The organism is Dolomitihabitans soli (assembly GCF_022213955.1).
GTDB lineage: Bacteria > Actinomycetota > Actinomycetes > Streptosporangiales > Streptosporangiaceae > Streptosporangium_A > Streptosporangium_A soli.
In genome coordinates this window covers 735,277-757,410 of record NZ_JAKNTW010000001.1, presented here as the reverse complement: position 1 = coordinate 757,410, position 22,134 = coordinate 735,277, and the positions used below count along the sequence as shown (strand labels likewise).

Here is a 22,134-nt window from a genome sequence, read left to right as displayed (position 1 = left end):
TTCGGCGGCAGGTCCGGGTGGTGGTGTTCCGTGGCCAGGGCGATGCCGGTGATCAGGGGTGAGCAGGTCGGCGATGGTCACGGCCGGTGTCAGCGCGCCATCGTTCGCGGCTCCGGGCCTTTCCGCCGCTCGATCAACGACCCCGGGCGAACCTCAGCGGGAAACCGTGAGTTCGACCTCGGTGCCCTGACCGGGCGCCGACACGATGGTCACCGTGCCGCCGACGTCGGCGATCCGGCCTTTGATGGACTGGGCGACACCCAGCCGGCCCGCCGCCGCGGCCTCCGCCAGGCGGCCCTCCGGCACCCCGGGCCCGTCGTCCCTGACGGTGACGGTCACCGCGTCGTTCTCTCCCTCGGCGAGAATCCAGGCGTGCGCGTCCTCGCCGCAGTGCCTGCGCACGTTGTCCAGGGCCGCGGCCACCGCGAGGGCCATCTCGCGCGCGGTGGCGGTGGGCAGGTGGAGCGGGGTCGCCGGGGTCGAGACCGTCACCCTCGCGCCGCCGTACCCTCGCAGGAGCATGCGCAGGTCGGTGTCGCCCGCGGCGGCCGGCTCGCGCCGGACGCTGACCAGTTCGCGCAGCGCCACCTCCTGCTCCCCCGCCAGCCTGCCCAGTTCGGCGGCCTCGCCGCCGAGTTCCATCCCCCGCCGCTGCACCAGCGCCAGCACCTGCAGGACCGAGTCGTGGATGCCGCGGGCGAGCCGCTCGCGCTCGCGTCCCGCGGCCTCGATCTCCACCGCCCGCTGCATGCGTTCCTCGGCCTGCTTGGCCAGCCGGGCGATGTGCCCGACCAGCACCCCGGCCAGGAAGAGCAGCACCATTCCGTTGATCGACAGCGAGGCCGCCCCGAACGCGCCGAGATCGCGTACGCCGTGCAGCCACAGGTCGACGGCGGCCACGATCGCCGCTGCCACCGCCCCGGCCCTGCGCCCGCCGTACACGCCCCAGGCCAGGACCGGGGCGCCCATCCAGGTCGCGGTGATCGGCAGCGCGCCCGGCTGGTAGACCCCCAGGACGTACGGCGTGGCGAGCAGGCAGCCGACGGTGACCAGCAGGTCGACCGTCAGCAGCGGCCATCCGCGCAGGTCCGGCAGGGAGTACGCGTAGATCGTGGCCACAGTCCACAGCGCCATCACGCCCATGACGAGCCAGCCGACGGCGGGTTCCTGGTAGCCGGCGGCGCGCAGCAGGAGCACGACGGCGTAGACGAGCGAGGCGACGCGGAAGACCGCTATGGCTCGCCAGAAGGGCCCTTCGATCCCCATGCGGTCCTTTCCTCTCGAGACCTCAGTTCGTCAAATCCGCAGGTCAGGAGGCGACAAGGGCTCACATATGACTGTAAGTGGTGACATACTGCCGCTCAAGTCACACATTCACGGGGTGTCACCTTATGTCGCATATTAATCATTTATCCAATGGCTTCCTGACTCCCGCACTCTCCTATCTGATGTCGAGCATCGGCTCCCTGCTGGGACTCCTGCTGACCTCCAGAGCGCGGGCATCTGCAGGCGCCTCCAGGGCCAGGTGGCTGGCCGGGGCCGCGGTGTCGATCGGCGGCACGGGCATCTGGGTCATGCACTTCATAGCGATGACGGGCTTCCAGGTCGAGGGCACGCCCATTCGCTACGACGTCCCGCTCACCGCCGCCTCCGCCGTCGTCGCGATCGTCGTGGTCGGCACCGGGCTGTTCCTGGTCTCCTACGGCGGCCGGCGGATGTCCTCGCTGCTCGGCGGCGGCGTGCTCACCGGACTGGGCGTGGCCGGCATGCACTACCTCGGCATGGCGGCGATGCGGATGCACGCCGAGGTGAGCTACGACCCGCTCATCGTCGCCCTGTCCGTGGTCATCGCGGTCGCGGCCGCCACGGTCGCGCTCTGGTTCACCCTGCGCGTGCGGGGCGTGCCGGCGACCACCGGCGCGGCGCTCATCATGGGCATCGCGGTCAGCGGCATGCACTACACCGGCATGCTCGCGATCGACGTCTCGCCGCGGAGCGTTTCTGGAACGCTCTCAGAAATTGGAACGCTCCCGGGAGCCGGGGCGATCGACTTCCTGCTGCCGCTGCTGGCCGGAATCAGCCTGCTGACGCTGGGTCTGCTGCTCGCCGTAGTGCTGTCGCCCTCGGAACGCGAACTGAACAACGAGGCCGAACTGATGGCACGGCTGGGCGGCGTCCCCGACGCCTCCGGGAGCCCCGCCCCCGGACCGGACGATCCGCCCCGCTCGATGTTCGAGGCCCGTCCCAGGTGACCGATGCGGGCCCGGCCGGGCCCGCACACAAATGTACGGCCTGCGCCGCCGCGGGCCGCTCTACCGGGGCGCAAGCCGTACATGGAGGGGATGTGAGCGGATCGACCGCTACGTCGTCAACGTAGGGCGACCCGCTTGCAAACCGCTTACAACGATCAGCCGAAGAAGACTTCGGCTTCCTCGTAACGGGCGACGGGGACCGTCTTGAGCTCCTTGGTCGCCTCGTCGAGACCGACCCGGACGATGTCGGTGCCCTTCAGGCCGACCATCTTGCCGTAGTCGCCCTCGTGGGCGGCGTCGATCGCCTGCAGGCCGAACCGGGTGGCCAGGACGCGGTCGAAGGCGGTCGGGGTGCCGCCGCGCTGGATGTGGCCGAGCACGGTGGTGCGGGCCTCCTTGCCGGTGCGCTTCTCGATCTCGCCTGCCAGCATCTCGCCGATGCCGCCGAGCCGTACGTGGCCGAAGGAGTCGAGCTCGCCCGCCTGCAGGGCCATCTGGCCCTCGATCGGGTGCGCGCCTTCGGCGACCACGATGATCGGCGCGTAACGGGTCTCGAACCGGCTCTGGACGTATTCGCACACCCGGTCGATGTCGAAGGGCTTCTCCGGGATGAGGATGACGTTGGCGCCGGCGGCCATGCCGGCGTGCAGCGCGATCCAGCCGGCGTGGCGGCCCATGACCTCGCAGATCAGCGCCCGGTGGTGCGACTCGGCCGTGGTGTGCAGCCGGTCGATGGCCTCCATGGCGATGTTGACGGCGGTGTCGAAGCCGAAGGTGTAGTCGGTGGCGTTGAGATCGTTGTCGATCGTCTTGGGCACGCCGACGACCTTGACGCCCAGGTCGAAGAGCTGCTTGGCGACGCCCAGGGTGTCCTCACCGCCGATCGCGATCAGCGCGTCGACGCCCGAGGCGGCCAGGTTGGCGTGGATCCGCTCGACCCCGCCCTCGATCTTGATCGGGTTGGTGCGCGACGAGCCGATGATCGTGCCGCCACGCGGCAGGATGCCGCGCACCGACTGGATGTCCAGCGGCATCGTGTCGCCTTCGAGCGGGCCACGCCAGCCGTCACGGAACCCGACGAACTCGTGGCCGTAGACGCTCACCCCCTTGCGGACGACCGCGCGGATCACCGCGTTCAGGCCGGGACAGTCGCCACCACCGGTGAGCACGCCGATACGCATCGCGGTTTCCTCCACATGGGGTTGCACAGACTCTCTAAGGGTGTCACGCGGCCGGCGAGGGTGTTTCGCCCCCCGACGCATGGCATTCTGCCGTAGGTGACGGTATTGGTCTAGACCAACACGTTCGTGTGTGTCGCATACGGCCCGCCGCAAAGGCGGTGATCATGAAGGATACCCTTCACCACGCCCTCGATCCGACAGGTGCGTCCGAGCCTGAGAGATTCGCCACCTCCGCATGGCGTCGGCGTCGTGCCAGGTCCAGCCCTGAGAGCCGGGCACCAGGCCGGGTGGGCTATTCGACGGCTGGCGGTTCGCAGGTGGTGCCTCGCGGGGGAAGCCGGAGGGACGTGAAGTAGCGGTTGGCGTGGGAGATCGTGCATAGGTTGCCGGAGAGGTAGAGGCCGTGCCCTGAGCCGTTGTAGCGGACCGTGGACGACCCCGGCACGCCGATCACGAGCGCGGCGGTTTCGGCGTGGTCGGTCCAGGTGCCGGCGCCGAGGAACGGCGGGAGCCGGTCGGCGGGCATCGGGGTGGCGGGGTTGGCGACGGGGGCCGGCCAGCCGACACAGCCGAGCGGGTGCCAAAGCGCGTTTCCGGCGAAGTTCGGTGAGATACGCTCGCCGAGCGCCTTCATCCGCTGGAACTCCTCATAGCCCTTGAAGGCCAGCCCATCCGTGCAGTGAGTCGAGTTCATGCCCCTGAATGAGGGGACCTTTATGGTCTTCGTGGCCTGTTCGACGTAGTCGGCGAAGCCGGCGGCGTCTCCCGCCACGGCCTGGTCGATTGCCCTGGCGAAGCGCTGCCAGTTGGGGAAGTCGGGGGCAGGGCCAGGGGTGATCACGTCGGGCGCGGCGGCGACCTTGAAGTCGAACCCGCTGTAGGCGACCCGCTCCCCCTTCACCGGAACCGGCGCACGGTCGGCGGCGGCGGTGAGGCCGCGCCAGACGGCGCCGGCGTCACGCCCGTGCAGGGCGCAGGCGGCGGCCGACTCGCACCAGGCGGCGAACCGGGTGAACTGGCCCTCGATCGCCTCATATTTGAGCCGCACGTGGCTGGTCTGGTCGACGAGCTGGTTGATGCCGCCGTCGACGTACATCGTGCGGACGCCGCCGGGGAACAGCCGGGCGTAGGTGGCGGCGACCACGCCGCCGTAGGATGTGGCGAGGAAGTTCAGCTTCTCCTCGCCCAGCGCGACGCGGATCGCCTCGACGTCCCTCGCAACGGAGCCCGAGTCGAGGTGGTCGAAGTATTCGGGGTCAGTCTTGCGGCAGCGCTCGGCGGCCTTCCGGTTCCGCGCGGCCAGCCTGTCGTATCCGGCGCGATCGGCAGGCAAGGTGATCCATGGGCCGGTGGAGAGGCAATCGAACGGGATGACGCCCAGATCCGTAGTGTTGCGCGGCTCGAGGCTGACCACGTCGAAACGCTGACGCAGGTCGGCGAAGTTGCCGCCTTTCTTCTGCAGGTCCTCGATGCCCGATCCGCCCGGCCCGCCGGGGATGGCGAACACCGTGCCGATCCTGCGGTGGGTGCCGGTGGCAGGCAGGCGGGCGATCTGGATGGAGATCTTCCGCCCGGACGGCTTCGACCAGTTCACGGGCACCTGGACTGAGGAGCATTCGAGCTCCTTGCCGCACGGTTTCCACGTCAACGCGGACGCCGTGGCTCCGGCGGGGACCGCCGTCACCGCGACCAGCAGGGCTGCGGCCAGCCCGCCCGCGACCAGCGGCCTGGCTCCGCGCCCCCGCATCGCGATCGCGACCGCTCCAGCGGTGAGTGCCACGACCGGATAGGCGAGCAGCAGGGCGAAGGCCGCCGACGGGGTGAGGACGCCCGGTCCGTCTCCTGCCACGATCTGGTCGGGCAGGTTCTCCACCATGAAGGAGCCGATCCGCGCCCGCCACGGCGAGGGCAGCGTCTGCGCCACCACCGGCAGGACGAACAGGATCATGATCAGCGTGACCAGCGAGCCCGCGGTGGAGCGGATCACCGCGCCCAGGCCGAGCCCGACCATGGCGACCAGTGGCATGGCCGCCCCGGCGACCAGCAGCCCGGGCAGCACACCCGGATCCGACAATGACACGCCCAGCGTCCGGCCGTCGAGGAGGACGTGCCCGGCGCGATCGCCCAGCACGGCCTGTGCGGCGAAGTGCATGGCGAACACGAGCACCTGTCCGGCGACCAGCGTGACGGCCGCCAGCGCCGGGATCTTGGCGAACAGGAACAACTGCCGCCTCGGCACGGCCACCAGGCTCGTGCGGATCAGGCCGGTGGCGTGCTCGGAGGTGATCGACAGGGCGCCGAGCGCGGCCATCACGAAGTAGGCGACCGGGAGCCCGGTGCCCAGCCCCGCGCCGATGCTGTCGAAGTTCAGGCGGTCATCGCCTGACTGGTTGTCGAAGCCGCGGGTGACCAGGAACGTCACCCCGGCGCAGAGCAGCACGGACAGCACCGAGAAGGCCAGCAGGTACAGATTGGACCTCAGCGTGCGCAGCTTCAGCCATTCGGAGACGATGGCGTCGATCATCAGGCTGCTCTCCCCGCGCCGAACTCGACGCTTTCCTCGGTCAGTTCCATGAACGCCTCCTCCAGCGAGGCGCTGCGCGGTGTCAGCTCGCTCAGCGCGATCCCGCGGGCGAGGGCCAGTTCGCCGATCCGCGTGGCGTCCAGGCCGCTCACCGACAGCGCGCCGTCCTCCTCGCGCACGCTCGCGCCGCCCGCGCTCAGCACGTAGGCCAGGGTCGGCTGGTCGGCGGCGCGGACCAGCACGCCCCGCTGGAAGCGCTCGACCATCTCGGCCATGGTGGTGTCGGCGATCAGCCTGCCGCGCCCGATGACCACGACGTGGTCGGCGGTGAGCGCCATCTCGCCCATCAGGTGGCTGGAGACCAGGACGGTACGGCCCTCGCCCGCCAGCCGGCGCATCAGCTCGCGGATCCAGCGGATGCCTTCGGGATCCAGCCCGTTGACCGGCTCGTCGAACATCAGCACGCCGGGGTCGCCGAGCAGGGCGGCGGCGATGCCGAGCCGCTGGCGCATGCCCAGCGAGAACCCGGCGATCCGCCGGCCGGCGACATCGAGCAGCCCCACCTGTTCCAGCACCTCACCCACCCGGCCGCGGCCGATGCCGTTGCTGCGGGCCAGGCACCACAGGTGCGCGGCGGCGGTCCGCCCGCCGTGCACCGCGCCCGCGTCGAGTAACGCGCCGACCTCCCGCATCGGCTCCTTCATGGAGCCGTACGGCCGCCCGCCCACCAGCGCCATCCCCTTGTCGGGAGCCTCCAGGCCGAGGATCACCCGCATCGTGGTGGACTTGCCCGCGCCGTTGACTCCGAGGAAGCCGGTCACCAGGCCCGGTTTGACGGCGAAGGTCAGGTCGTCGACCGCGAGCGCGTCGCCGTACCTCATCGTCAGGCCGGTTACTTCGATCATGAGACCCCCCATGGTTTCGGTGCGGGCCTCCAGTTTCGAGAGGTGGCCCGGCTTCCTCCATCGGCCTGCGCCCACCACGGAGGTAGCATTTCGCCCTCGTCGTGGTGGGGCTGGGCCTACCGCCTTCGCGCCGCCGGGCGGGCAGACTGCTGGTGTGCGCAGGATCCGTCACCTCCTCGAACCACCCGCCGGGCTGCTGCTGAACGCCGCCACGGGGGTGGCGGCGTGGCCGCTTCTCCTCCTGCTGGCAGGGTGCGCGGCGCTGGTCCCGTTGGGCGGGCTCGGGCGGCCGTTGCTGGCCCGCGTGCTCGTCGTGGTCCGCGCCCTGACCGGCTTCCAGCGCGCCCGGGCGGCCCGGACGCTCGGCCACGAGATCATGGAGCCGTGTCGGCAGGGCCGCACCGCGCGCGATGTGGCCTGGCTGGCCGTCTACGCCGTGGTCGGGCCGGCCTGCCTGATCGCCATCGGGGCGATGCCGTCCTTCGCCGGCGTGATCCTTCACCTGCGCACGGCGGAGTACGGCACTACGATCACGCTCACCCTGTCGCTGGCCATCCTGGCCTTCATGGCGATCGCGGTCGCGGCGATCCCGCTGCTGCACACGCTGCAGGCCCGCCTGACCGAGCGGCTGCTGCGGCCCGCGTCCTCCCTGGCCGGGCGGGTCAGGGAGCTGACCGAGTCCAGAGCCGCGGCCGTCGACGCGCAGGCGGCCGAGGTGCGCCGGATCGAGCGCGATCTGCACGACGGAGCGCAGGCCAGGCTCATCTCGATGCGGATGAACCTCGGGCTGGCCAAGGGCGCGAGCGATCCCGACCAGGTCCGCGAGCTGGTCGGAGAGGCGTGGGAGTCGGCGGGGCAGGCCCTCGTCGACCTGCGCGACCTGGTGCGCGGCATCCACCCGCCGGTGCTGGCCGACCGAGGGCTCGCGGGCGCGATCCAGGCCGCCGCGCTGCTCTGCCCGATCCCGGTGCACGTCGACATCGACCTGCGCGCCCGTCCGGAGCCGCCCGTCGAGTCAGCGGTCTACTTCGCCGCCGCCGAGGCCCTGACCAACGTGACCAAGCACAGCGACGCCACCATGGCATGGGTCCGGCTGCACCACGCGGCGGGCGTCCTGCGGCTGACCGTGGGCGATGATGGACGCGGTGGCGCCGACCCGGCGGCCGGCACCGGCCTCGACGGCATCCGGCGCCGTCTCTCAGCCTTCGACGGCACGCTCGCCATACACAGTCCCCCCGGTGGTCCGAGCGAACTCACCATGGAGCTCCCTTGCGCGTTGTCATCGCCGAAGATCTCGCACTCCTGAGAGACGGCCTGGTCCGCCTGTTGTCCGCGCACGGTTTCGAGGTGGTGGAGGCCGTCGACAACGGGCCGATGCTGCTGGACGCGCTGATCCGGCACCGGCCCGACGTGGCCGTGATCGACGTACGGCTGCCGCCGACCCTGACCGACGAGGGACTGCGGGTCGCCCTTGAGGCGCGCAGGCGGCAGCCGGGGCTGCCCGTGCTGATCCTCTCGCAGTACGTCGAGCAGCTCTACGCCCGTGAACTGCTGTCCGACCATTCCGGCGCGGTGGGCTACCTGTTGAAGGACCGGATCGGCGACGTCGAGCAGTTCGTCGACTCGGTGCGCCGGGTGGCGGCGGGCGGCACCGCGATGGACTCCGAGGTGATCTCCCAGCTCCTCACCCGCCGGGAACGGGACCAGCCCCTCGGGGCGCTGACCCCCAAAGAGCGCGAGGTGCTCGCGATGATGGCCGAAGGCATGTCCAACGCCGCGATCGCCGCCCGCCTGTGCGTCACCGACAAGGCGATCGGCAAGCACACCAACAACATCTTCGCCAAACTGGGGCTGCAACAGTCCGACGACCACAACCGGCGGGTGATGGCGGTGCTGGCCTACCTCGAAGCCGAACCCGGCTAGAGATCCGCGAGAACGCAGGCGGGGGTCCCGACAGGCAGGAGATCTCCGGTGGCCTCGGGGACGCCCGATTTGAGGGCGAGCACGGCGATGTGGCCGGAGCGCTGGTTGGCGACGTACATCCGGTCGTCGAGCACCGCGAAGTGGCGGGGCCACTTCCCGCCGCAGGGCGTCTCCGCGACCCGGGAGAGCTCAGGTTCGGCGGCCAGGACGGTGATCGTGTTGGGGCCCCGGTTGGCGACGTAGACCGACCGCCCGTCGGGCGAGATCTCCAGGTGGGAGGGGAAGTTGCGGGGGGTCGCCGACTGGCTGGCGGGCACCCGGCCGAGTTCGGTCCAGTTCTCGTCGTAGACCGAGACGCTGCCGTCGAGCTCTCCCGCGAGATACCACCGGCCGGCGGTGTAGGCCAGGTGGCGGGGCCCGGTGCCGGGGGTGATCCGGATGTTCCCGTCGGGGTGCGGCACGATCTCGTCGCCGACCAGGTAGCGGCGGACCTCGTCGGTTCCCAGGTCGGTGACGTAGAGGACGCAGTCGGAGCCGAAGGTCGACTGGTGGGCGTGCGGGCTCGCCTGCCGTTCCCCGTCCGGGCCCGAGCCGGTGTTGTGGAACAGCTTCGCGCGGCCCACCATCCGGCCGAACTCGTCCAGCCGGTACGCGCCGAGCGTGCCGTCGCCGTAGTTGGCGACGGCCAGCCAGGTGCCCTGCGGGTCGACCGCCACATGGCAGGGGTCGGAGCCGCCGCTCGGCAGCTCCGCGATCCGGCTGAGGGTTCCGTCGGCGCGCCGCGTGTAGGCGCTCACGGTTCCCCGCTCGGTCTCGCCCACCGCGTATAGCACAGGAAGCCGAGGATGAGCGGCGAGAAACGACGGCGCGGTGGCCGTCGTCTCCGCCGCGACGGTGAGCTTCCCGTCATGGCCCACGAGCACCGTGGTGATGCCGGGGCCGGTCCCGCCGGCGTCCACCGTGTATCCGCCGATGTAGATCAGTCTTGTGGTCCCCACATCTGGCGAAGGTAGCGGAGGTGCGCCTGCCGTTGCGCGCCGCCCCCGCCTTCATGACCGTTCCAGGGCCAGACCGCTATCTCTTTCTGCCCTTTCCAGTGGTTGTAGGCGGCGAAGACCGTGGACGGCGGGCAGACGTCGTCCATCAGCGCCACCGAGTACACGGCCGGGACGATGCCGCGGGCCGCGAAGTTGATCCCGTCGAAGTAGGACAGGGTGCGGAAGACCTGCTCCGCGGACTGGCGCTGGGTGGACAGGAAGCGCACCAGCTCGTGGTACGGATCGCGGGCGGTGATCTCGACTGCCCGGCGGAAGTGGGTGAGGAAGGGCACGTCGATCAGCGCGGCGCTGACCTGCGGGCGGAGCGCGGCGACGGCCTGGGCGATGCCGCCCCCCTGGCTGCCGCCCTCCACGACGATACGGTCGGCGTCGATCGCCGGATGGGCCGCCGCGACGTCCACGGCGCGCGCGCCGTCGGCGAACACCCTGCGGTAGTAGTAGCTCTCCGGGTCCATGATGCCGCGGGTCATCATGCCGGGAGCCGCCGCGAAGTCGCCGCCGTCGGGGTCGGCGGTGGCGCCGGGGGCGCCCGGGTTGTTGCCGCCCTGCCCGCGGGTGTCCACCACGAGCGTCGCCCAACCGGCCGAGGGCCACTCCAGATGGTCGTGCGGGTAGGCCCGGCCGCCGCTGTAGCCGATGAAGTGGACCACGCACGGGACCGGCCTGCTCACCCCACGCGGGATCAGCAACCAGGCGTTGATCCGGTGTCCGCGCCATCCTGCGAAAGCCGTGTCATAGACGTCGACGCTGGTCAGCGCGGCGTCATAGGGGGTGAACTCCGCGGCGAGGTCGAACGCCTCCGCCTCGGTGAGCGTCCGCTTCCAGAAGTCGTCGAAGTCGGCGGGCTCGTCACGGTCGGGAAGGTAGGAGCGGAGCTCTTCCAGGGGCATGTCGAAAAGCGGCAAGGCATCTCCAAAGGATCGCTTCCGTTGGAACAGTTTCCCGCATGGCCGAACGTGCGGTCGAGCGGGGGGTGACCGAGGGAGTTGTGATGGAAGACAGCCGGCGATATCTTTGACGCAGTCAAGCTATTTGTTGATTGGAGCAACCATGGATGAGCGAGTGGCGGCCGTCCGGGCGTTCAATCGCTTCTACACCGGGGTGATCGGCGTGCTCGACGCCACCATGCTCCAGTCACCGTTCTCCCTGACCGAGGCGCGGGTGCTGTTCGAGCTCGATCAGCGGGGGCGGATGGAGGTCGTCGAGCTGCGCGGGCTGCTCGACCTCGACGCCGGATATCTCAGCCGACTGCTCTCCAGGTTCGAGACCGACGGCCTGATCACCAGGGAGAAGTCCGCCGACGACGGCCGGCGGCAGATCGTCGCGCTCACCGGCGAAGGCCGATCCACCTTCGCCGACCTGGACGACCGCTCGGCCGCCCACGTGCGCGACCTGCTGGCCAAGCTCACCGAGGAGAACCAGCGGCGGCTCATCTCCGCGATGACCACGATCCGCCGGACGCTCGACGGCGACCCGAAGGCGGGGCCGTACGTCATCCGGCCGCCGCGCTCGGGCGACCTCGGGTGGGTGGTCTACCGGCACGGGGTGCTCTACGGCCAGGAGTACGGCTGGGGCCAGGGGTTCGAGGCGCTGGTCGCCGGGATCGTGGCCGGATACGGCGAACGGCACGACCCGGAGCGTGAGGCGGGCTGGATCGCCGAAGTGGACGGCGAGCGGGCGGGCTGCGTCTTCTGCGTGCGCAAGGACGACGAGACGGCCCAGCTCAGATTGCTCCTGGTCGAGCCGTCCGCCCGCGGAATGGGGATCGGCGCGGGGCTCGTACGGGAGTGCCTGCACTTCGCCGCCGGCGCGGGATACAAGCGGATCATGCTCTGGACCAGGGCGAATCTCCTCACGGCGGGGCGGATCTACGCCGCGGCCGGGTTCGAACTCATGGAGGAGCACCCCGGGGAGGATTCGGGGAAGAAGGTCGTGGAGCAGATCTGGACCCGCGACCTCCCCTGAGCCCCGTGCACGCCCGGCCGGACGCGAACGACCGGGCGCGCACGGCTCCATCCCGCCTCACCACCAACACGAACCCGGCACACCCCCACCCACGTCACCAACACGAACCCGGCACACATCCACCCACGTCACCGCTGGGTTTCCGATCGGAACGCGCACGGTTCCAGCCGAGGTCACTCGCTCAGCCCGATCCGGGCGTGCAGGCGCCGGAGCGGGGCGGGCGCCCACCAGTTGGCGCGGCCGGCCAGGCGCATGAAGGCGGGGACCAGGATGGCGCGGACGATCGTCGCGTCCACCAGGATGGCCACCGCCATTCCGACGCCGAGCATCTGCACGAAGGAGACGCCCGCGGTGACGTACGCGGCGAAGGAGATCGCCAGGATGGCGCCCGCGGCGGTGATCAGCGGCGCGCTGCGCTGGAGTCCGGCCGTGACGGCGGCCTGGGTGTCGCCCGTGAGGTCGTACTCCTCCTTGATCCGCGACAGCAGGAACACTTCGTAGTCCATCGAGAGCCCGTATCCGATGCAGAACATCAGGATCGGGATGCTCGGATCGAGGGTCCCGGTCGCGGTGAAGCCGAGCAGGCCCGACAGGTTCCCGTCCTGGTAGATCCAGACGAGCGCGCCCAGCATCACCGACAGGCTCAGCATGTTGAGCACCGTGGCCTTGAGCGGGATCAGCAGGCTCCCCGTCATCAGGAACAGGATGACGAAGGTGACCACCAGGATCAGCGCGAGCAACGGCGGAAGCCGGTCCACCACGGCCTGCCGGTAGTCGCCGAGTTCGGCCGGATACCCGCCGACCAGCACCTCGAACGGCGCCGCCAGCGCCCGGACGTCCGCCACCAGCCGCACCGGGTCCCGCTCCATCAGCGCGGCCGTCGGCACCACGGACAGCCAGGTCCCGGCGCCTCCCTGGAACCGGGCGGGTTCGCCGGCGCCGACCCGCTGTCCGCCGGCGAAGGACCCGGCCACCGAGTCGACCTGCGCGACTCCGGGCAGCCGGGACAGCGCGGCCGCGTATCCAGGCACGTCCGACGGGTCGGCCGGGCCGGCGGAGACGACCTGCAGCGCGTCGGTCTCCTCGGCGGGGAACTCCGCCCTGATCACCTCCGAGGTCTGCCGCGCCGGCGCGGAGGCGGGCAGGATGCGGTCGTCGGCCACCCCGAACTCCAGTCCGAGGAAGGGCGAGCCGAGCAGCAGCAGCACCAGCGCCGCCCCACCGCCGAAGATCACCGGCCTGCGCATGACCCGCCCGGCCAGGTTCCGCCAGAAGACGCCCTCCTCCGGCCGGACCCGGCGGGGCAGCACCCGGTCACCCACCGCGGCGAGCACCGCGGGCAGCACCACCACCGCGCCCACCACTCCCCCGATGACCACCGCGATCCCCGCGTAGCCGAAGGACCGGAAGAAGTCGAAGGGCATCAGCAGCAGTACGGCGAGCGAGGCCGCGACGGTCACCCCGCTGAAGATCACCGTACGGCCGGCCTTCTCGACACTGCGGGCGACCGCCTCGTGCCGGTCGTGGCCGAGCTGTACCTCCTCCCGGAACCGGGAGACCATGAACAGCGCGTAGTCGATGCCGAGCCCCAGCCCGAGCGCCAGCGTGAGGTTGAGCGCGAAGGTGGAGACCTCGGCGTAGAGCAGCGGGACGCGGATCAGCGCGAGCGCGACCACCATCACGAAGACGCCGAGCACGATGGGCAGCACGGCGGCCAGCACCCGGCGCAGGAAGACCCACAGCAGCACGAACACCAGCGGGAAGATCACCAGTTCGGCGCGTACGAAGTCCTGCCTGGCCAGCGGGACGGTCTGCCGGAAGACCTCTTCGCCGCCTCCCGCCCGCACCGTGATCGTGGCGTCTCCGCGGGTCACCGCTGGGATGATCCGCGGCAGGATCTGCCCTCTGACCTGGTCGGCGTCGCCGGGAATGCGCGCGACGACGAGCGCGTGCACCCGGTTCTCGCTGCGCAGGGTGGCGGGGGCGCCGCGGGACCAGTAGGAGGCGGCCTCGGCCACGCCGTCGAACGCGGCGAGCCTGGTGGTCAGCTCGCGACCGGCGGTGGCCACGGCGGGGTCGTCCACGTTCCCGTTCTTGGCGGTGACGAGCAGGACGAGGTCGGCGCTGCCGGTGCCGAACCGCGTGGCCAGCTCGTCCTGCGCCCGGTCCGATTCCGAGCCCGGCGCGTCGTACCTGGCCAGGGACAACCCGCTCACCGTGCCGGCGGCGAGCACGCCCAGCACGACGGTCGCCAGCAGCGCGAGGATCATCACCAGGCGGCGGCGCCGTACCACCAGGTGGCCGAGGCGGCGCAGCGGCGGGCCCGGCGGGGCGGCCACCGGAGGGGCGTGGGTGCGAACGGTCATCTTGATCATCCCCGAAGTCGGTAAACTACTCGCATTTGGCGTCGAGAGTAGAAATACAAGTAAAAACTCGTGTTTGTCAACGTTGGACGGTACCCGTGACCGAGACCCACAGGCCGGTGCGCCGCCAGGCGCGTGGCCTCAAACGCATGGAGGAGATCCTGGACGCCGCGGAGGAGGTGATCGGCGAGGCCGGCTACGCCGAGATGACCACCAACGCGGTCGCCGCACGCGCAGGCATGTCCCCCGGCTCGCTCTACCAGTTCTTCCGCAACAAGGAGGAGATCCTGCAGGGCCTGCTCACCCGGTTCACCGAAGGCAGGCGCGAGCACTGGAACGCGCGGCTGACCGGCGACGTGGCGCGGATGCCGCTCGACGAGCTGATCGACCAGCTGGTGAACGAGATCGTCGACTTCAAGGGCAGCCGGCCCGCCTACTGGGCGCTGCTGCACGGCTCGGCGACCGGAGACCGGCTGGCCGCGGCCTCCGGGCGGCTGCACGCGGACATCGCCGCGCGCGTGGCGCAGATCTTCTCACTTCGCGCCCCGCACCTGGAGCAGGACCGCTGCCTGACGCTGGCCACCATGTCGCTGGCGATGGTGAAGGCGGTGATGCCGCTGGTCGCCGCCGCCCCGCCGGAGCGCGCCGCCGACCTCATCGCCGAACTGAAGTCGATGCTCCTCGGCTACCTGTTGCCGGCGCTCGACGACCGGAACGCCCGGACGGGCGGGGCCGCTCAGCCGCGGAACGGGCCGGTGACCTCGTAGGTCACGCCGCCGGTGCCCGCGCTCGCGCCCGAGGCGCCGCGCTGCGACGAGAAGTAGAGGCGGCGGCCGTCCGGGGTGAACGCCGGGCCGGTGATCTTCGACCTGCCGTGGCCGGAGAGGCGCATGAAGGGCGCGACGACTCCCTCCGGAGTGATGACGTTGATCTCCATGATCCCGCCGTCCTCGGCCACGTAACGGTCGCCGCCGGCGATGCCGCCGACGCCGCTCAGCGGCTCGCCCCGGTCGTAGACGACGGACAGCCGCATCGCCGTCGCGTCGTAGGCCCACACCCGGTTGTCGCCCTTCGTGGTGAAGTAGCACGTTCCGGCCGCGTAGTAGCAGCCCGCGGCGCCGTCGAAGTGCACGGCCTCCGGAACCTGGTGCCGGGTGGGCTGGAACAGCGCCGCCGGGCTCGGCACCCGCTGCCAGGTGACCGTGCCCCCGCCGGCTGGGGCGCACAGCACCTCAAGGGTCCCCTCGGTGAGATCGCCCCATTCGGTGGGTCTGAACCGGTACACGCAGCCGTCCTGTTCGTCCTCCGTCAGGTAGACGACCTCCGCGTCGGGATCGCAGGCGGCGGCCTCGTGCTTGAACCTGCCCATCGCCAGGCGCGGCATCGCGGCCCGGACACCGTACGGGTCGCACTCGAAGACGCGGCCGCGCGGGGTCTCCTCACAGGACAGCCAGGTGTGCCACGGGGTGCTGCCGCCCGCGCCGTTGAGGTCGGCGCCGGACAGGATGCGGTAGGCGTCGCGCACCGAGCCGTCGGGCTGGAACCTGATCGCCGAGGCGCCCCCGAACAGCGGGATGTCGGAGTTCGAGACATAGATCCAGCCCTCCCCGTCGGGGTAGCAGGCACCGCCGTCGGGGGCGGCGTGCCAGCGCAGGCGGCCGACCCGGTGCCCGGATCTGGCGACCACGCGGCTGGTGAAACCGTCCGGCAGGGAGACCCCGCCGGAGTCGGGCGGCGCGAGCGGGCCGTACGGACCGCTCGCGCGGCTGGTGGGACCATCCGCCGCGAGGGCGGCGCCCTGCCACAGCGAACCGGCGAAGGCGGCGCTCGCGGCCAGGGTGTCGGAACGGACGAACGTACGGCGCAGCATGGGACCTGCCTCCACATGTCCGGAAAGTGCGACGTTCACGGCCACGCTACGCCCCACGCGGGCCCGCTTGCGTCGATTCGATCGGTTCCACGTGAACGGGCGGCGTCCGCCCGCCGACGGCCGGCGGACGTGCGCGAGAAAGACCGGACTGCCCCGCCCGGCCTGTTCCGCATCGTCCGTTTCTACCGCTGTGCCTGCATCATCCAGTGCTGCTTCTCCAGCTCCTGGGTCACCTTGATCAGGAGATCCTGGGTCACCGGGTCGGGTTCCTCGAGCGCACTCACCCGCTTCCGCATGCGGTTCACGATCGACTCCAGGATGTCGGTGATCGCGGCGACCACCTTGCCGTCCTGCAGGTAGCCGGCTTCGAGCTGCGGCACCTTGGTGTCACGCGCCACGGTCGACGAACGCCCGTCCGGGTTCACGCCCAGCGCGACCGCCCGCTCGGCCATCACGTCCGTGTGCGTGCGGGCCAGTGCGACGATCTCGTCCAGTTGCAGGTGCAGCGACCGGAAGTTGTGCCCGATCAGGTTCCAGTGGGCCTGCTTCGCCAGCAGCGAGAGATCCACGAGGTCGATGAGCGCTCCCTGCAGGACCTCACCGACGACCTTCTTCGCCTCGGGCCGCAACGTACTGGTGATCGTGGCCATGATGTGTACCTCCCCGTTCGATGGACATCAAAGGCCGCAACCCCCCTACCCCGGGTTTCGTGCCTTGACACTGTCACTATTACAGTGTCACTATCACAATATGAGCGAGACCTGGACCATCCGCGAGCTGGCGGAGCGGGCGACCGACGCGTTGCGCGCGGCGTCGGGCTCGCCCGTGAACGGCCGGGTGCGCGAGGTCCCCGGCGAACGCCTCATCAGGTGGTACACCACGATCGGCCTGGTCGACCCGCCGCTCACCCGCCGGGGCAGGATCGCCCTGTACGGCAGGCGCCACCTGCTCCAGCTCGTCGCGATCAAGCGTCTCCAGGCGGCGGGCAACTCCATCGCCGCCATCCAGGCCGACCTCGCCGGCGCCACCGACGCCCAGCTCGCCGGGGCCGCCGGCCTCCCCGAACCGGAGACCGCCACGCCCCGCCCCGCGCGAGACCGCTTCTGGGCGGAGCGTCCCCAGACACCCACCGGCCTCGTGCACGGCGTGCGGCTCGCGCCCGGGGTGACGGTGGTCCTCGACGGCGCGAGCCGTACGCCCTCGCCCGACGACATGGCCGCGCTCGTCGCGGCCGCCGGACCGCTGCTGGCCGCGCTCGGGGAGCGCGGCCTCACCGAAGGGAGCACCCCATGAGTGTGCCGATCATCTCGCTCAAGCCGGACGAGTGCGTCCCCGTGCCCGACGCGGGACTCGGCGCGCTGCTCACCGAGCGGGGCAACCTGCCGCTCGAAAGCGTCGAGGTGACCGCCGACGTCGCCGGCCTGATCGCCGGGGTCGAGGTGGTGCAGGGCTTCCGCAACCCGTTCGACGTGCCGCTGGAGGCGACCTACATCTTCCCGCTGCCCGAACGGGCCGCGGTCACCGCGTTCCGGATGGAGGCCGCCGACCGGGTCGTCGACGGCGTGCTCAAGGAGCGCGGCCAGGCCAGGGCCGACTACGACCGGGCGGTCGCCCAGGGCAGACGTGCCGCGATCGCCGAGGAGGACCGGCCCGACGTCTTCACCATCCGGGTCGGCAACATCCTGCCCGGCGAGAGGGTCCGGATCCTGCTCACCATGAGCCAGCCCCTGCCGTACGAGGACGGCGCCGCCACGTTCCGCTTCCCGCTGGTCGTCGCGCCGCGCTACATCCCCGGCAACCCGATCGACGACGCCCCGGCGGGCAGCGGCACCGCTCCGGACACCGACGCGGTCCCCGACGCCTCGCGGATCAGCCCGCCCGTGCTGCTGCCCGGCTTCCCCGACCCGGTACGGCTGGCCCTGACCGTCAACGTCGACCCCGCCGGGCTCGACCTGCGCGAGATGCGTTCCAGCCTGCACGTCGTCACCGGCGAGGGCGCCCAGGTGCGGCTCCAGCCGGGTGAGCGGCTCGACCGCGACTTCATCCTGCGGCTGTCCTTCGACACCTCGACGTCGCTGGTGCTGGTCCCCGACGAGGACGCCACCGAGGGCACCTTCGCGCTCAGCGTGGTGCCCCCCGAGGGCGCGGACACGCGCACCCCGCGAGACGTCGTGCTGCTGCTCGACCGATCGGGCAGCATGGGCGGCTGGAAGATGGTCGCCGCCCGGCGGGCCGCCGCCCGGATCGTCGACACCCTCACGGCGGGCGACCGGTTCGCCGTGCTGTCCTTCGACACCGTCGTCGAGACGCCCGAACGCCTCCCGGACGGGCTCGTCGCCGCCTCCGACCGCAACCGCTACCGCGCGGTCGAGCATCTGTCCCGGCTGGAGGCCCGCGGCGGCACCGAGATGCTCGCCCCGCTGGAGCGGGCCCTCTCGCTGCTCGCGGACCCGGCCCGGCGGCGGGTGCTGGTGCTGGTCACCGATGGCCAGGTCGGCAACGAGGACCAGATCCTCGAACGCGCGGGCGGCGGCCTGTCCGGGGTGCACGTGCACACCGTCGGCATCGACCGCGCGGTCAACGCCGGGTTCCTCGGCCGCCTGGCCGGGCTCGGGGCGGGCCGCTGCGAGCTGGTGGAGTCGGAGGACCGGCTCGACGAGGCGATGGAGCACATCCACCGCCGGATCGGCGCGCCGCTGGTCACCGACCTGACCCTGAAGGCCGAAGGGATGGACCTGGTCGCCGACACCGTCACCCATCTCGGTTCGCTCTACTCCGGCGTCCCGCTGTCCGTCTCCGGCCGTTACCGCTCGGCCTCGGCCGACCCGGCGCTCGCCGTACACGGGCTCGCCGCCGACGGGCAGCCGTGGGAGCGGCGGGTCGCCGGCCGGGTCGCCCGCAATCCCGCCGTCCGCGCCATCTGGGCCCGCGCCCGCCTGCGCACCCTGGAGGACCGCTACGCGGTCGGCGACCGCTCGCTGGAACAGGCCATCGTGGAGACCTCACTGCGGTACGGCGTGCTGTGCCGGTTCACGGCCTTCGTCGCGATCGACTCCAGGGTCGTCGCCGAGGGCGGGCCGAAGCACCACGTCGTCCAGCCCGTCGAGCCGCCCAGCGGCTGGGAGATGCCCGCCGCGCCGCTGTCGGCCGCACCCATGGCGTACGGCATGCAGGCCACGACGGCTTCCTTCGCCGCGACGAGCGTTCCGGAGTTCCTCGCCGGCGGCGATCCCGGCCTGGCCCAGCCCGCAGGGGCCCCGTCGTTCGCCGCCGCCCCGCGCGGCCGGATGTTCTCCCGCGGCATGTCCGCCCACCCCGTCCCGCACTCACTGGACACCGTGCGCCCGCAACTCGCCGAGGAGCTCACCCGCCTGCGTACGGCCGAGCGACTCCCGCTCCCCGACCGGCTGCGCTTCCTGGCCGACCTCGGCAGCCGGCTCGCGGCCCTGGCCACCTACCTGACCGACCAGCCCGAGCTGGCGGCCCTCGCCCGAGACCTTGAGGCCGCCGAGCGCCCGGGAGCCGACGTGGACGCCCTCTGGCGACGCACGGTCGAGCTGCTGACCGCGCTCACCGGCACCACACCGGGCCTTCCGCACGACACCCCGCCGCCACCCGCGACCCCTGACCTGGGCGACCATCCCGGCGCCCCCCGGTCAGCACGGGGCCGCCCCTTCTGGAAGCGCCCCTGACAAAGGTATAAGCGTACTTATTATAAGTACGCTTATACCGATCGTTGATCGGTCTCTACCACGCGGTGATGCGGCATGTCTGGACCGCGCTCGGTCGAGGGCTCGCCGCCCTGGTCTCGGGTGGCTCTGGTCACCCTTGATGACCTCTATACCTCGCCGGTCGGCTGACGCGTAGAATCTGCCGATGCTGATCGTGACGACGGATGAGTTGCCCGGGTACGAGATCAGATTGGTTTACGGATACGTCTACGGGCTCACGGTCAGGAACGCGGCGACGGGATCCAGCTTCGGCGTGAACCCGTCAGCGATGATCGACACCTTCAGCCGCGCCCGCGCCGACGCCACCGGGCGGATGATGGTCTCGGCCCAGCGGTACGGCGCGAACGCGATCGTCGGGATGCGCTACGAGGGCAGCCCGGTGGGAAACACTCCGTGGTCGGAGATCTGCGCGTACGGCACGGCGGTGTGGGTGGAGCCGGTGACCGAGTGGGCCCGGCGGCAGTACGAGCGGAAGGCGCAGGCCGGGGAGGTCCCGCCGCTACCGGAGCCCCGCGACGCCTGACCGGCGCGATTGGGCTCCGCTCGGCGGTTCCGGGCGGTCCGCAGAGAGTCAGGCCTGTTTCCCAGGCGGCCCTCAGAGGGTCAGGCCGGTTTCCAGGTCGGCGAGTGCTCGGTCGACCTGCTCGACGAGGTCGAGGTCCGGGTTGTGCGCCGCCTCGAACAGCGCGGCCAGCGCGACGCCGCACACGGCCCTGGTCAGGCTGCGCACCGCGCCGTCGCCGGGGTCGCGACCGGTTCGTTCCGCCACCAGGGCCGACAGCACGTCGATCGCCCTGTCGATGGTGCCGAAGTTCGCGGCGAGCAGTTCGGGAACCGTCAGCAGCACCAGGTCGCGTTCGAAACGCGCCTCGCGATCGGCCGGCGACAGGGCTTCGAAGGCCGCCCGCAGCGCTTCGCGAAACGCCCGCAGCACGCTCAGTTCGGCCGGTTGCGCCCTGAACGCCTCGGTGACCGGCGTCGACAACGGGTAGAAGTCGTCGAGCACCGCGAGGTCGTGCTTGGTCGGGAAGTAGCGGAAGACCGTGCTGGGCGCGACGTCGGCGGCCTCGGCGACCTGTTCGACGGTGGTGGCGTGGTAACCCTGCTCGCGAAACAGCCGCAGCGCCTGCCGCTGGATCGCGGTCTTCGCCCTGGCCCGCTTGCGCTCCCACGCGCCCGGGGCCGAGGGAGCGGTGTGTGGCAGTTGACTCATGCTCCCGTTTCCACCCGCGTTGACGTCCTCGAAGCATAACCGGACAACATCCGACTCTTAATATCGGAGTATGCTCCTAAATTAGGAGAGAAGCTCCGAAATGTCGCGTCGAGATCAAGTCGTTCTGGAGGGTTCGCGATGAGTCATGACATCGGCCACCTGCACCATGTGGGCGTCGTGGTGCGCGATCTGGGGTCCGCCATCGAGGTGTACCGGCGGATGGGGTTCCTGCTGCCCGCGCCGTCGTGCCCGAGCATGCCGCCCGAGGAAGGGGCGGCTCCCCGTCCGTTCGGGGCGGCCAACACCCATATCGCCTTCCGGCGGAACTTCGTCGAGTTGGTGACGGCGCTCGGCGGCGACGGTTCCGGCCGGTTGCCGGCGGACACGAACCTGGTCCCGCTGGTGGCCCCGGCCGAGGCGCTGCCGCGATTGACGGAGATCATCGATCGCACGGTCGCCAACCTTGAGACCTGCCTGGCGAGGTTCGACGGCCTGCACATCCTCATGTGCCAGACCCCCGACGCGGAGGCGCTCGCGACCCGGCTGACCGATTCCGGGGTCGGCCACGGAGGGGTCAACGTGCTGCGGCGCAAGGTCGAGACGCCGGCCGGATCCCGCCTTGATCCGATCCGCTACCTGGAGATCGACGGCGCCGAGCCCGATCTCGAACCCGGCCGGGTCCCCGAAGGGCGGGTCGGCATGGCGGAGGACATCCCTCCGGGAGCCGACCTGGAAGATCACCCCAACGGCGCGGTCGAGCTGGTCGACGTCGTCCTGTGCGTCGCCGAGCCCGATCTCGTCGCGACCGAGAAGAGGTACGCGGCCTACCTGGGGCGCGCCGCGCGTTCCGAGGGCACCGTCCGGGTCTTCGACCTGGAGGGATCGCGGGTGACACTCGTCGCGGACACGGAGCTGGACCGGCTGCTCCCCGGCGAACGCCCGCCCGCCCTACCGGCCTTCGTCGCCTTCGCCGTGGCGGTCGGCGACCAGGAGGCGACGAGGTCCCACCTCCAGGAGAACGGATTTCCGGTCATGCCGACCCCGTCGGGGGATGTCTTCGTCCCCGCCGCCTCGGCCCTGGGCGCCGCCGTCGTGTTCCGCCGATCACGGTGATCGACGGCTGAACCGAGACTCGACCGTGCCCCCGCT

19 protein-coding genes are annotated in these 22,134 nt (G+C 71.1%); 9 read left to right on the top strand and 10 right to left on the bottom strand.

Features of this window, described 5'->3' with window-relative positions:
• Positions 1 to 153: 153 nt before the first annotated feature.
• Positions 154 to 1,266, bottom strand: a complete 1,113-nt coding sequence (gene macS / locus MBA17_RS03430; protein ID WP_238494735.1) for a MacS family sensor histidine kinase — start codon at positions 1,264 to 1,266, stop codon at positions 154 to 156.
• Between the two features lie 182 nt (positions 1,267 to 1,448).
• Here macS and MBA17_RS03425 point away from each other — a divergent pair, with 182 nt between their 5' ends.
• Entirely contained in the window at positions 1,449 to 2,252 is an 804-nt protein-coding gene (locus MBA17_RS03425; protein ID WP_238494734.1) for an MHYT domain-containing protein, read from the top strand.
• 155 nt (positions 2,253 to 2,407) lie between these two features.
• Here MBA17_RS03425 and MBA17_RS03420 read toward each other — a convergent pair whose 3' ends face one another.
• The 3 genes from MBA17_RS03420 to MBA17_RS03410 all read right to left on the bottom strand — a co-directional run bounded on the left by MBA17_RS03420 (position 2,408) and on the right by MBA17_RS03410 (position 6,862).
• On the bottom strand, positions 2,408 to 3,433 hold the full coding sequence (locus tag MBA17_RS03420) for a 6-phosphofructokinase (RefSeq protein ID WP_238494733.1): 1,026 nt from the start codon (positions 3,431 to 3,433) through the stop codon (positions 2,408 to 2,410).
• A gap of 292 nt (positions 3,434 to 3,725) precedes the next feature.
• On the bottom strand, positions 3,726 to 5,957 hold the full coding sequence (locus MBA17_RS03415; protein WP_238494732.1) for an alpha/beta fold hydrolase: 2,232 nt from the start codon (positions 5,955 to 5,957) through the stop codon (positions 3,726 to 3,728).
• On the bottom strand, positions 5,957 to 6,862 hold the full coding sequence (locus MBA17_RS03410; RefSeq protein ID WP_238494731.1) for an ABC transporter ATP-binding protein: 906 nt from the start codon (positions 6,860 to 6,862) through the stop codon (positions 5,957 to 5,959). Before MBA17_RS03410 ends, MBA17_RS03415 begins: the two co-directional genes overlap by 1 nt.
• A 154-nt stretch (positions 6,863 to 7,016) precedes the next feature.
• Here MBA17_RS03410 and MBA17_RS03405 point away from each other — a divergent pair, with 154 nt between their 5' ends.
• Both MBA17_RS03405 and MBA17_RS03400 read left to right on the top strand, forming a co-directional pair.
• The gene (locus tag MBA17_RS03405) at positions 7,017 to 8,168 is read left to right on the top strand and encodes a sensor histidine kinase (RefSeq protein WP_238494730.1); all 1,152 of its coding nucleotides are present in this window, start codon (positions 7,017 to 7,019) and stop codon (positions 8,166 to 8,168) included.
• On the top strand, positions 8,132 to 8,785 hold the full coding sequence (locus MBA17_RS03400; RefSeq protein ID WP_238494729.1) for a response regulator: 654 nt from the start codon (positions 8,132 to 8,134) through the stop codon (positions 8,783 to 8,785). Before MBA17_RS03405 ends, MBA17_RS03400 begins: the two co-directional genes overlap by 37 nt.
• On the opposite strand, the gene MBA17_RS03395 is transcribed toward MBA17_RS03400, so the two are convergent.
• Together MBA17_RS03395 and MBA17_RS03390 are read right to left on the bottom strand one after the other, a co-directional pair.
• Positions 8,782 to 9,783 carry a lactonase family protein gene (locus MBA17_RS03395; protein ID WP_238494728.1) on the bottom strand — a complete coding sequence of 334 codons (1,002 nt, stop codon included), beginning with the start codon at positions 9,781 to 9,783 and terminating at the stop codon, positions 8,782 to 8,784. The two genes, MBA17_RS03400 and MBA17_RS03395, sit on opposite strands and share 4 nt — an antisense overlap.
• Entirely contained in the window at positions 9,765 to 10,748 is a 984-nt protein-coding gene (locus tag MBA17_RS03390; RefSeq protein ID WP_238494727.1) for an acetylxylan esterase, read from the bottom strand. The genes MBA17_RS03395 and MBA17_RS03390 overlap by 19 nt, the downstream gene beginning before the upstream one ends.
• A 145-nt stretch (positions 10,749 to 10,893) precedes the next feature.
• Between MBA17_RS03390 and MBA17_RS03385 the strand changes: the two genes are divergently transcribed.
• A complete protein-coding gene (locus tag MBA17_RS03385; RefSeq protein ID WP_238494726.1) occupies positions 10,894 to 11,808 on the top strand; it encodes a bifunctional helix-turn-helix transcriptional regulator/GNAT family N-acetyltransferase in 915 nt (304 codons plus the stop codon).
• Positions 11,809 to 11,981: 173 nt separating this feature from the next.
• Here MBA17_RS03385 and MBA17_RS03380 read toward each other — a convergent pair whose 3' ends face one another.
• Positions 11,982 to 14,174 (bottom strand): MMPL family transporter, encoded by a 2,193-nt coding sequence (locus tag MBA17_RS03380; protein ID WP_238494725.1) that lies wholly within the window; start codon positions 14,172 to 14,174, stop codon positions 11,982 to 11,984.
• 95 nt (positions 14,175 to 14,269) lie between these two features.
• On the opposite strand from MBA17_RS03380, the gene MBA17_RS03375 reads away from it, so the two are divergent.
• Positions 14,270 to 14,938, top strand: coding sequence for a TetR/AcrR family transcriptional regulator (locus MBA17_RS03375; RefSeq protein ID WP_238494724.1), 669 nt, complete (start codon positions 14,270 to 14,272; stop codon positions 14,936 to 14,938).
• Here MBA17_RS03375 and MBA17_RS03370 read toward each other — a convergent pair.
• Positions 14,908 to 16,080 carry an alkaline phosphatase PhoX gene (locus MBA17_RS03370; protein WP_455432677.1) on the bottom strand — a complete coding sequence of 391 codons (1,173 nt, stop codon included), beginning with the start codon at positions 16,078 to 16,080 and terminating at the stop codon, positions 14,908 to 14,910. The genes MBA17_RS03375 and MBA17_RS03370 overlap by 31 nt on opposite strands.
• 143 nt (positions 16,081 to 16,223) lie before the next feature.
• Positions 16,224 to 16,691 (bottom strand): Dps family protein, encoded by a 468-nt coding sequence (locus MBA17_RS03365; protein WP_238494723.1) that lies wholly within the window; start codon positions 16,689 to 16,691, stop codon positions 16,224 to 16,226.
• A gap of 100 nt (positions 16,692 to 16,791) precedes the next feature.
• Here MBA17_RS03365 and MBA17_RS03360 point away from each other — a divergent pair, with 100 nt between their 5' ends.
• The 3 genes from MBA17_RS03360 (at position 16,792) to MBA17_RS03350 (ending at position 20,295) form a co-directional block, all read left to right on the top strand.
• Positions 16,792 to 17,334 (top strand): MerR family transcriptional regulator, encoded by a 543-nt coding sequence (locus MBA17_RS03360; protein ID WP_238494722.1) that lies wholly within the window; start codon positions 16,792 to 16,794, stop codon positions 17,332 to 17,334.
• Positions 17,331 to 19,733, top strand: a complete 2,403-nt coding sequence (locus MBA17_RS03355; protein ID WP_238494721.1) for a VIT domain-containing protein — start codon at positions 17,331 to 17,333, stop codon at positions 19,731 to 19,733. The genes MBA17_RS03360 and MBA17_RS03355 overlap by 4 nt, the downstream gene beginning before the upstream one ends.
• A gap of 184 nt (positions 19,734 to 19,917) precedes the next feature.
• Complete coding sequence (locus MBA17_RS03350; RefSeq protein ID WP_238494720.1) at positions 19,918 to 20,295, top strand: YbjQ family protein; 378 nt, start codon at positions 19,918 to 19,920, stop codon at positions 20,293 to 20,295.
• A gap of 72 nt (positions 20,296 to 20,367) precedes the next feature.
• Here MBA17_RS03350 and MBA17_RS03345 read toward each other — a convergent pair whose 3' ends face one another.
• Positions 20,368 to 20,985, bottom strand: a complete 618-nt coding sequence (locus MBA17_RS03345; protein ID WP_238494719.1) for an acyl-CoA-like ligand-binding transcription factor — start codon at positions 20,983 to 20,985, stop codon at positions 20,368 to 20,370.
• 138 nt (positions 20,986 to 21,123) lie between these two features.
• Between MBA17_RS03345 and MBA17_RS03340 the strand changes: the two genes are divergently transcribed.
• Positions 21,124 to 22,098 (top strand): VOC family protein, encoded by a 975-nt coding sequence (locus MBA17_RS03340; protein WP_238494718.1) that lies wholly within the window; start codon positions 21,124 to 21,126, stop codon positions 22,096 to 22,098.
• Positions 22,099 to 22,134 lie beyond the last annotated feature (36 nt).

What these genes read in the sequence shown, in the direction of transcription:
- MBA17_RS03425 (WP_238494734.1), top strand. Translation starts at nt 1,449, where the DNA reads ATGTCGAGCATCGGCTCCCTGCTGGGACTCCTGCTGACCTCCAGAGCG.
- MBA17_RS03350 (WP_238494720.1), top strand. Translation starts at nt 19,918, where the DNA reads ATGCTGATCGTGACGACGGATGAGTTGCCCGGGTACGAGATCAGATTG.
- MBA17_RS03365 (WP_238494723.1), bottom strand. Translation starts at nt 16,691, where the DNA reads ATGGCCACGATCACCAGTACGTTGCGGCCCGAGGCGAAGAAGGTCGTC.
- MBA17_RS03380 (WP_238494725.1), bottom strand. Translation starts at nt 14,174, where the DNA reads ATGACCGTTCGCACCCACGCCCCTCCGGTGGCCGCCCCGCCGGGCCCG.
- MBA17_RS03340 (WP_238494718.1), top strand. Translation starts at nt 21,124, where the DNA reads ATGAGTCATGACATCGGCCACCTGCACCATGTGGGCGTCGTGGTGCGC.
- MBA17_RS03355 (WP_238494721.1), top strand. Translation starts at nt 17,331, where the DNA reads ATGAGTGTGCCGATCATCTCGCTCAAGCCGGACGAGTGCGTCCCCGTG.
- MBA17_RS03415 (WP_238494732.1), bottom strand. Translation starts at nt 5,957, where the DNA reads ATGATCGACGCCATCGTCTCCGAATGGCTGAAGCTGCGCACGCTGAGG.
- MBA17_RS03385 (WP_238494726.1), top strand. Translation starts at nt 10,894, where the DNA reads ATGGATGAGCGAGTGGCGGCCGTCCGGGCGTTCAATCGCTTCTACACC.
- macS (WP_238494735.1), bottom strand. Translation starts at nt 1,266, where the DNA reads ATGGGGATCGAAGGGCCCTTCTGGCGAGCCATAGCGGTCTTCCGCGTC.
- MBA17_RS03360 (WP_238494722.1), top strand. Translation starts at nt 16,792, where the DNA reads ATGAGCGAGACCTGGACCATCCGCGAGCTGGCGGAGCGGGCGACCGAC.
- MBA17_RS03345 (WP_238494719.1), bottom strand. Translation starts at nt 20,985, where the DNA reads ATGAGTCAACTGCCACACACCGCTCCCTCGGCCCCGGGCGCGTGGGAG.
- MBA17_RS03420 (WP_238494733.1), bottom strand. Translation starts at nt 3,433, where the DNA reads ATGCGTATCGGCGTGCTCACCGGTGGTGGCGACTGTCCCGGCCTGAAC.
- MBA17_RS03410 (WP_238494731.1), bottom strand. Translation starts at nt 6,862, where the DNA reads ATGATCGAAGTAACCGGCCTGACGATGAGGTACGGCGACGCGCTCGCG.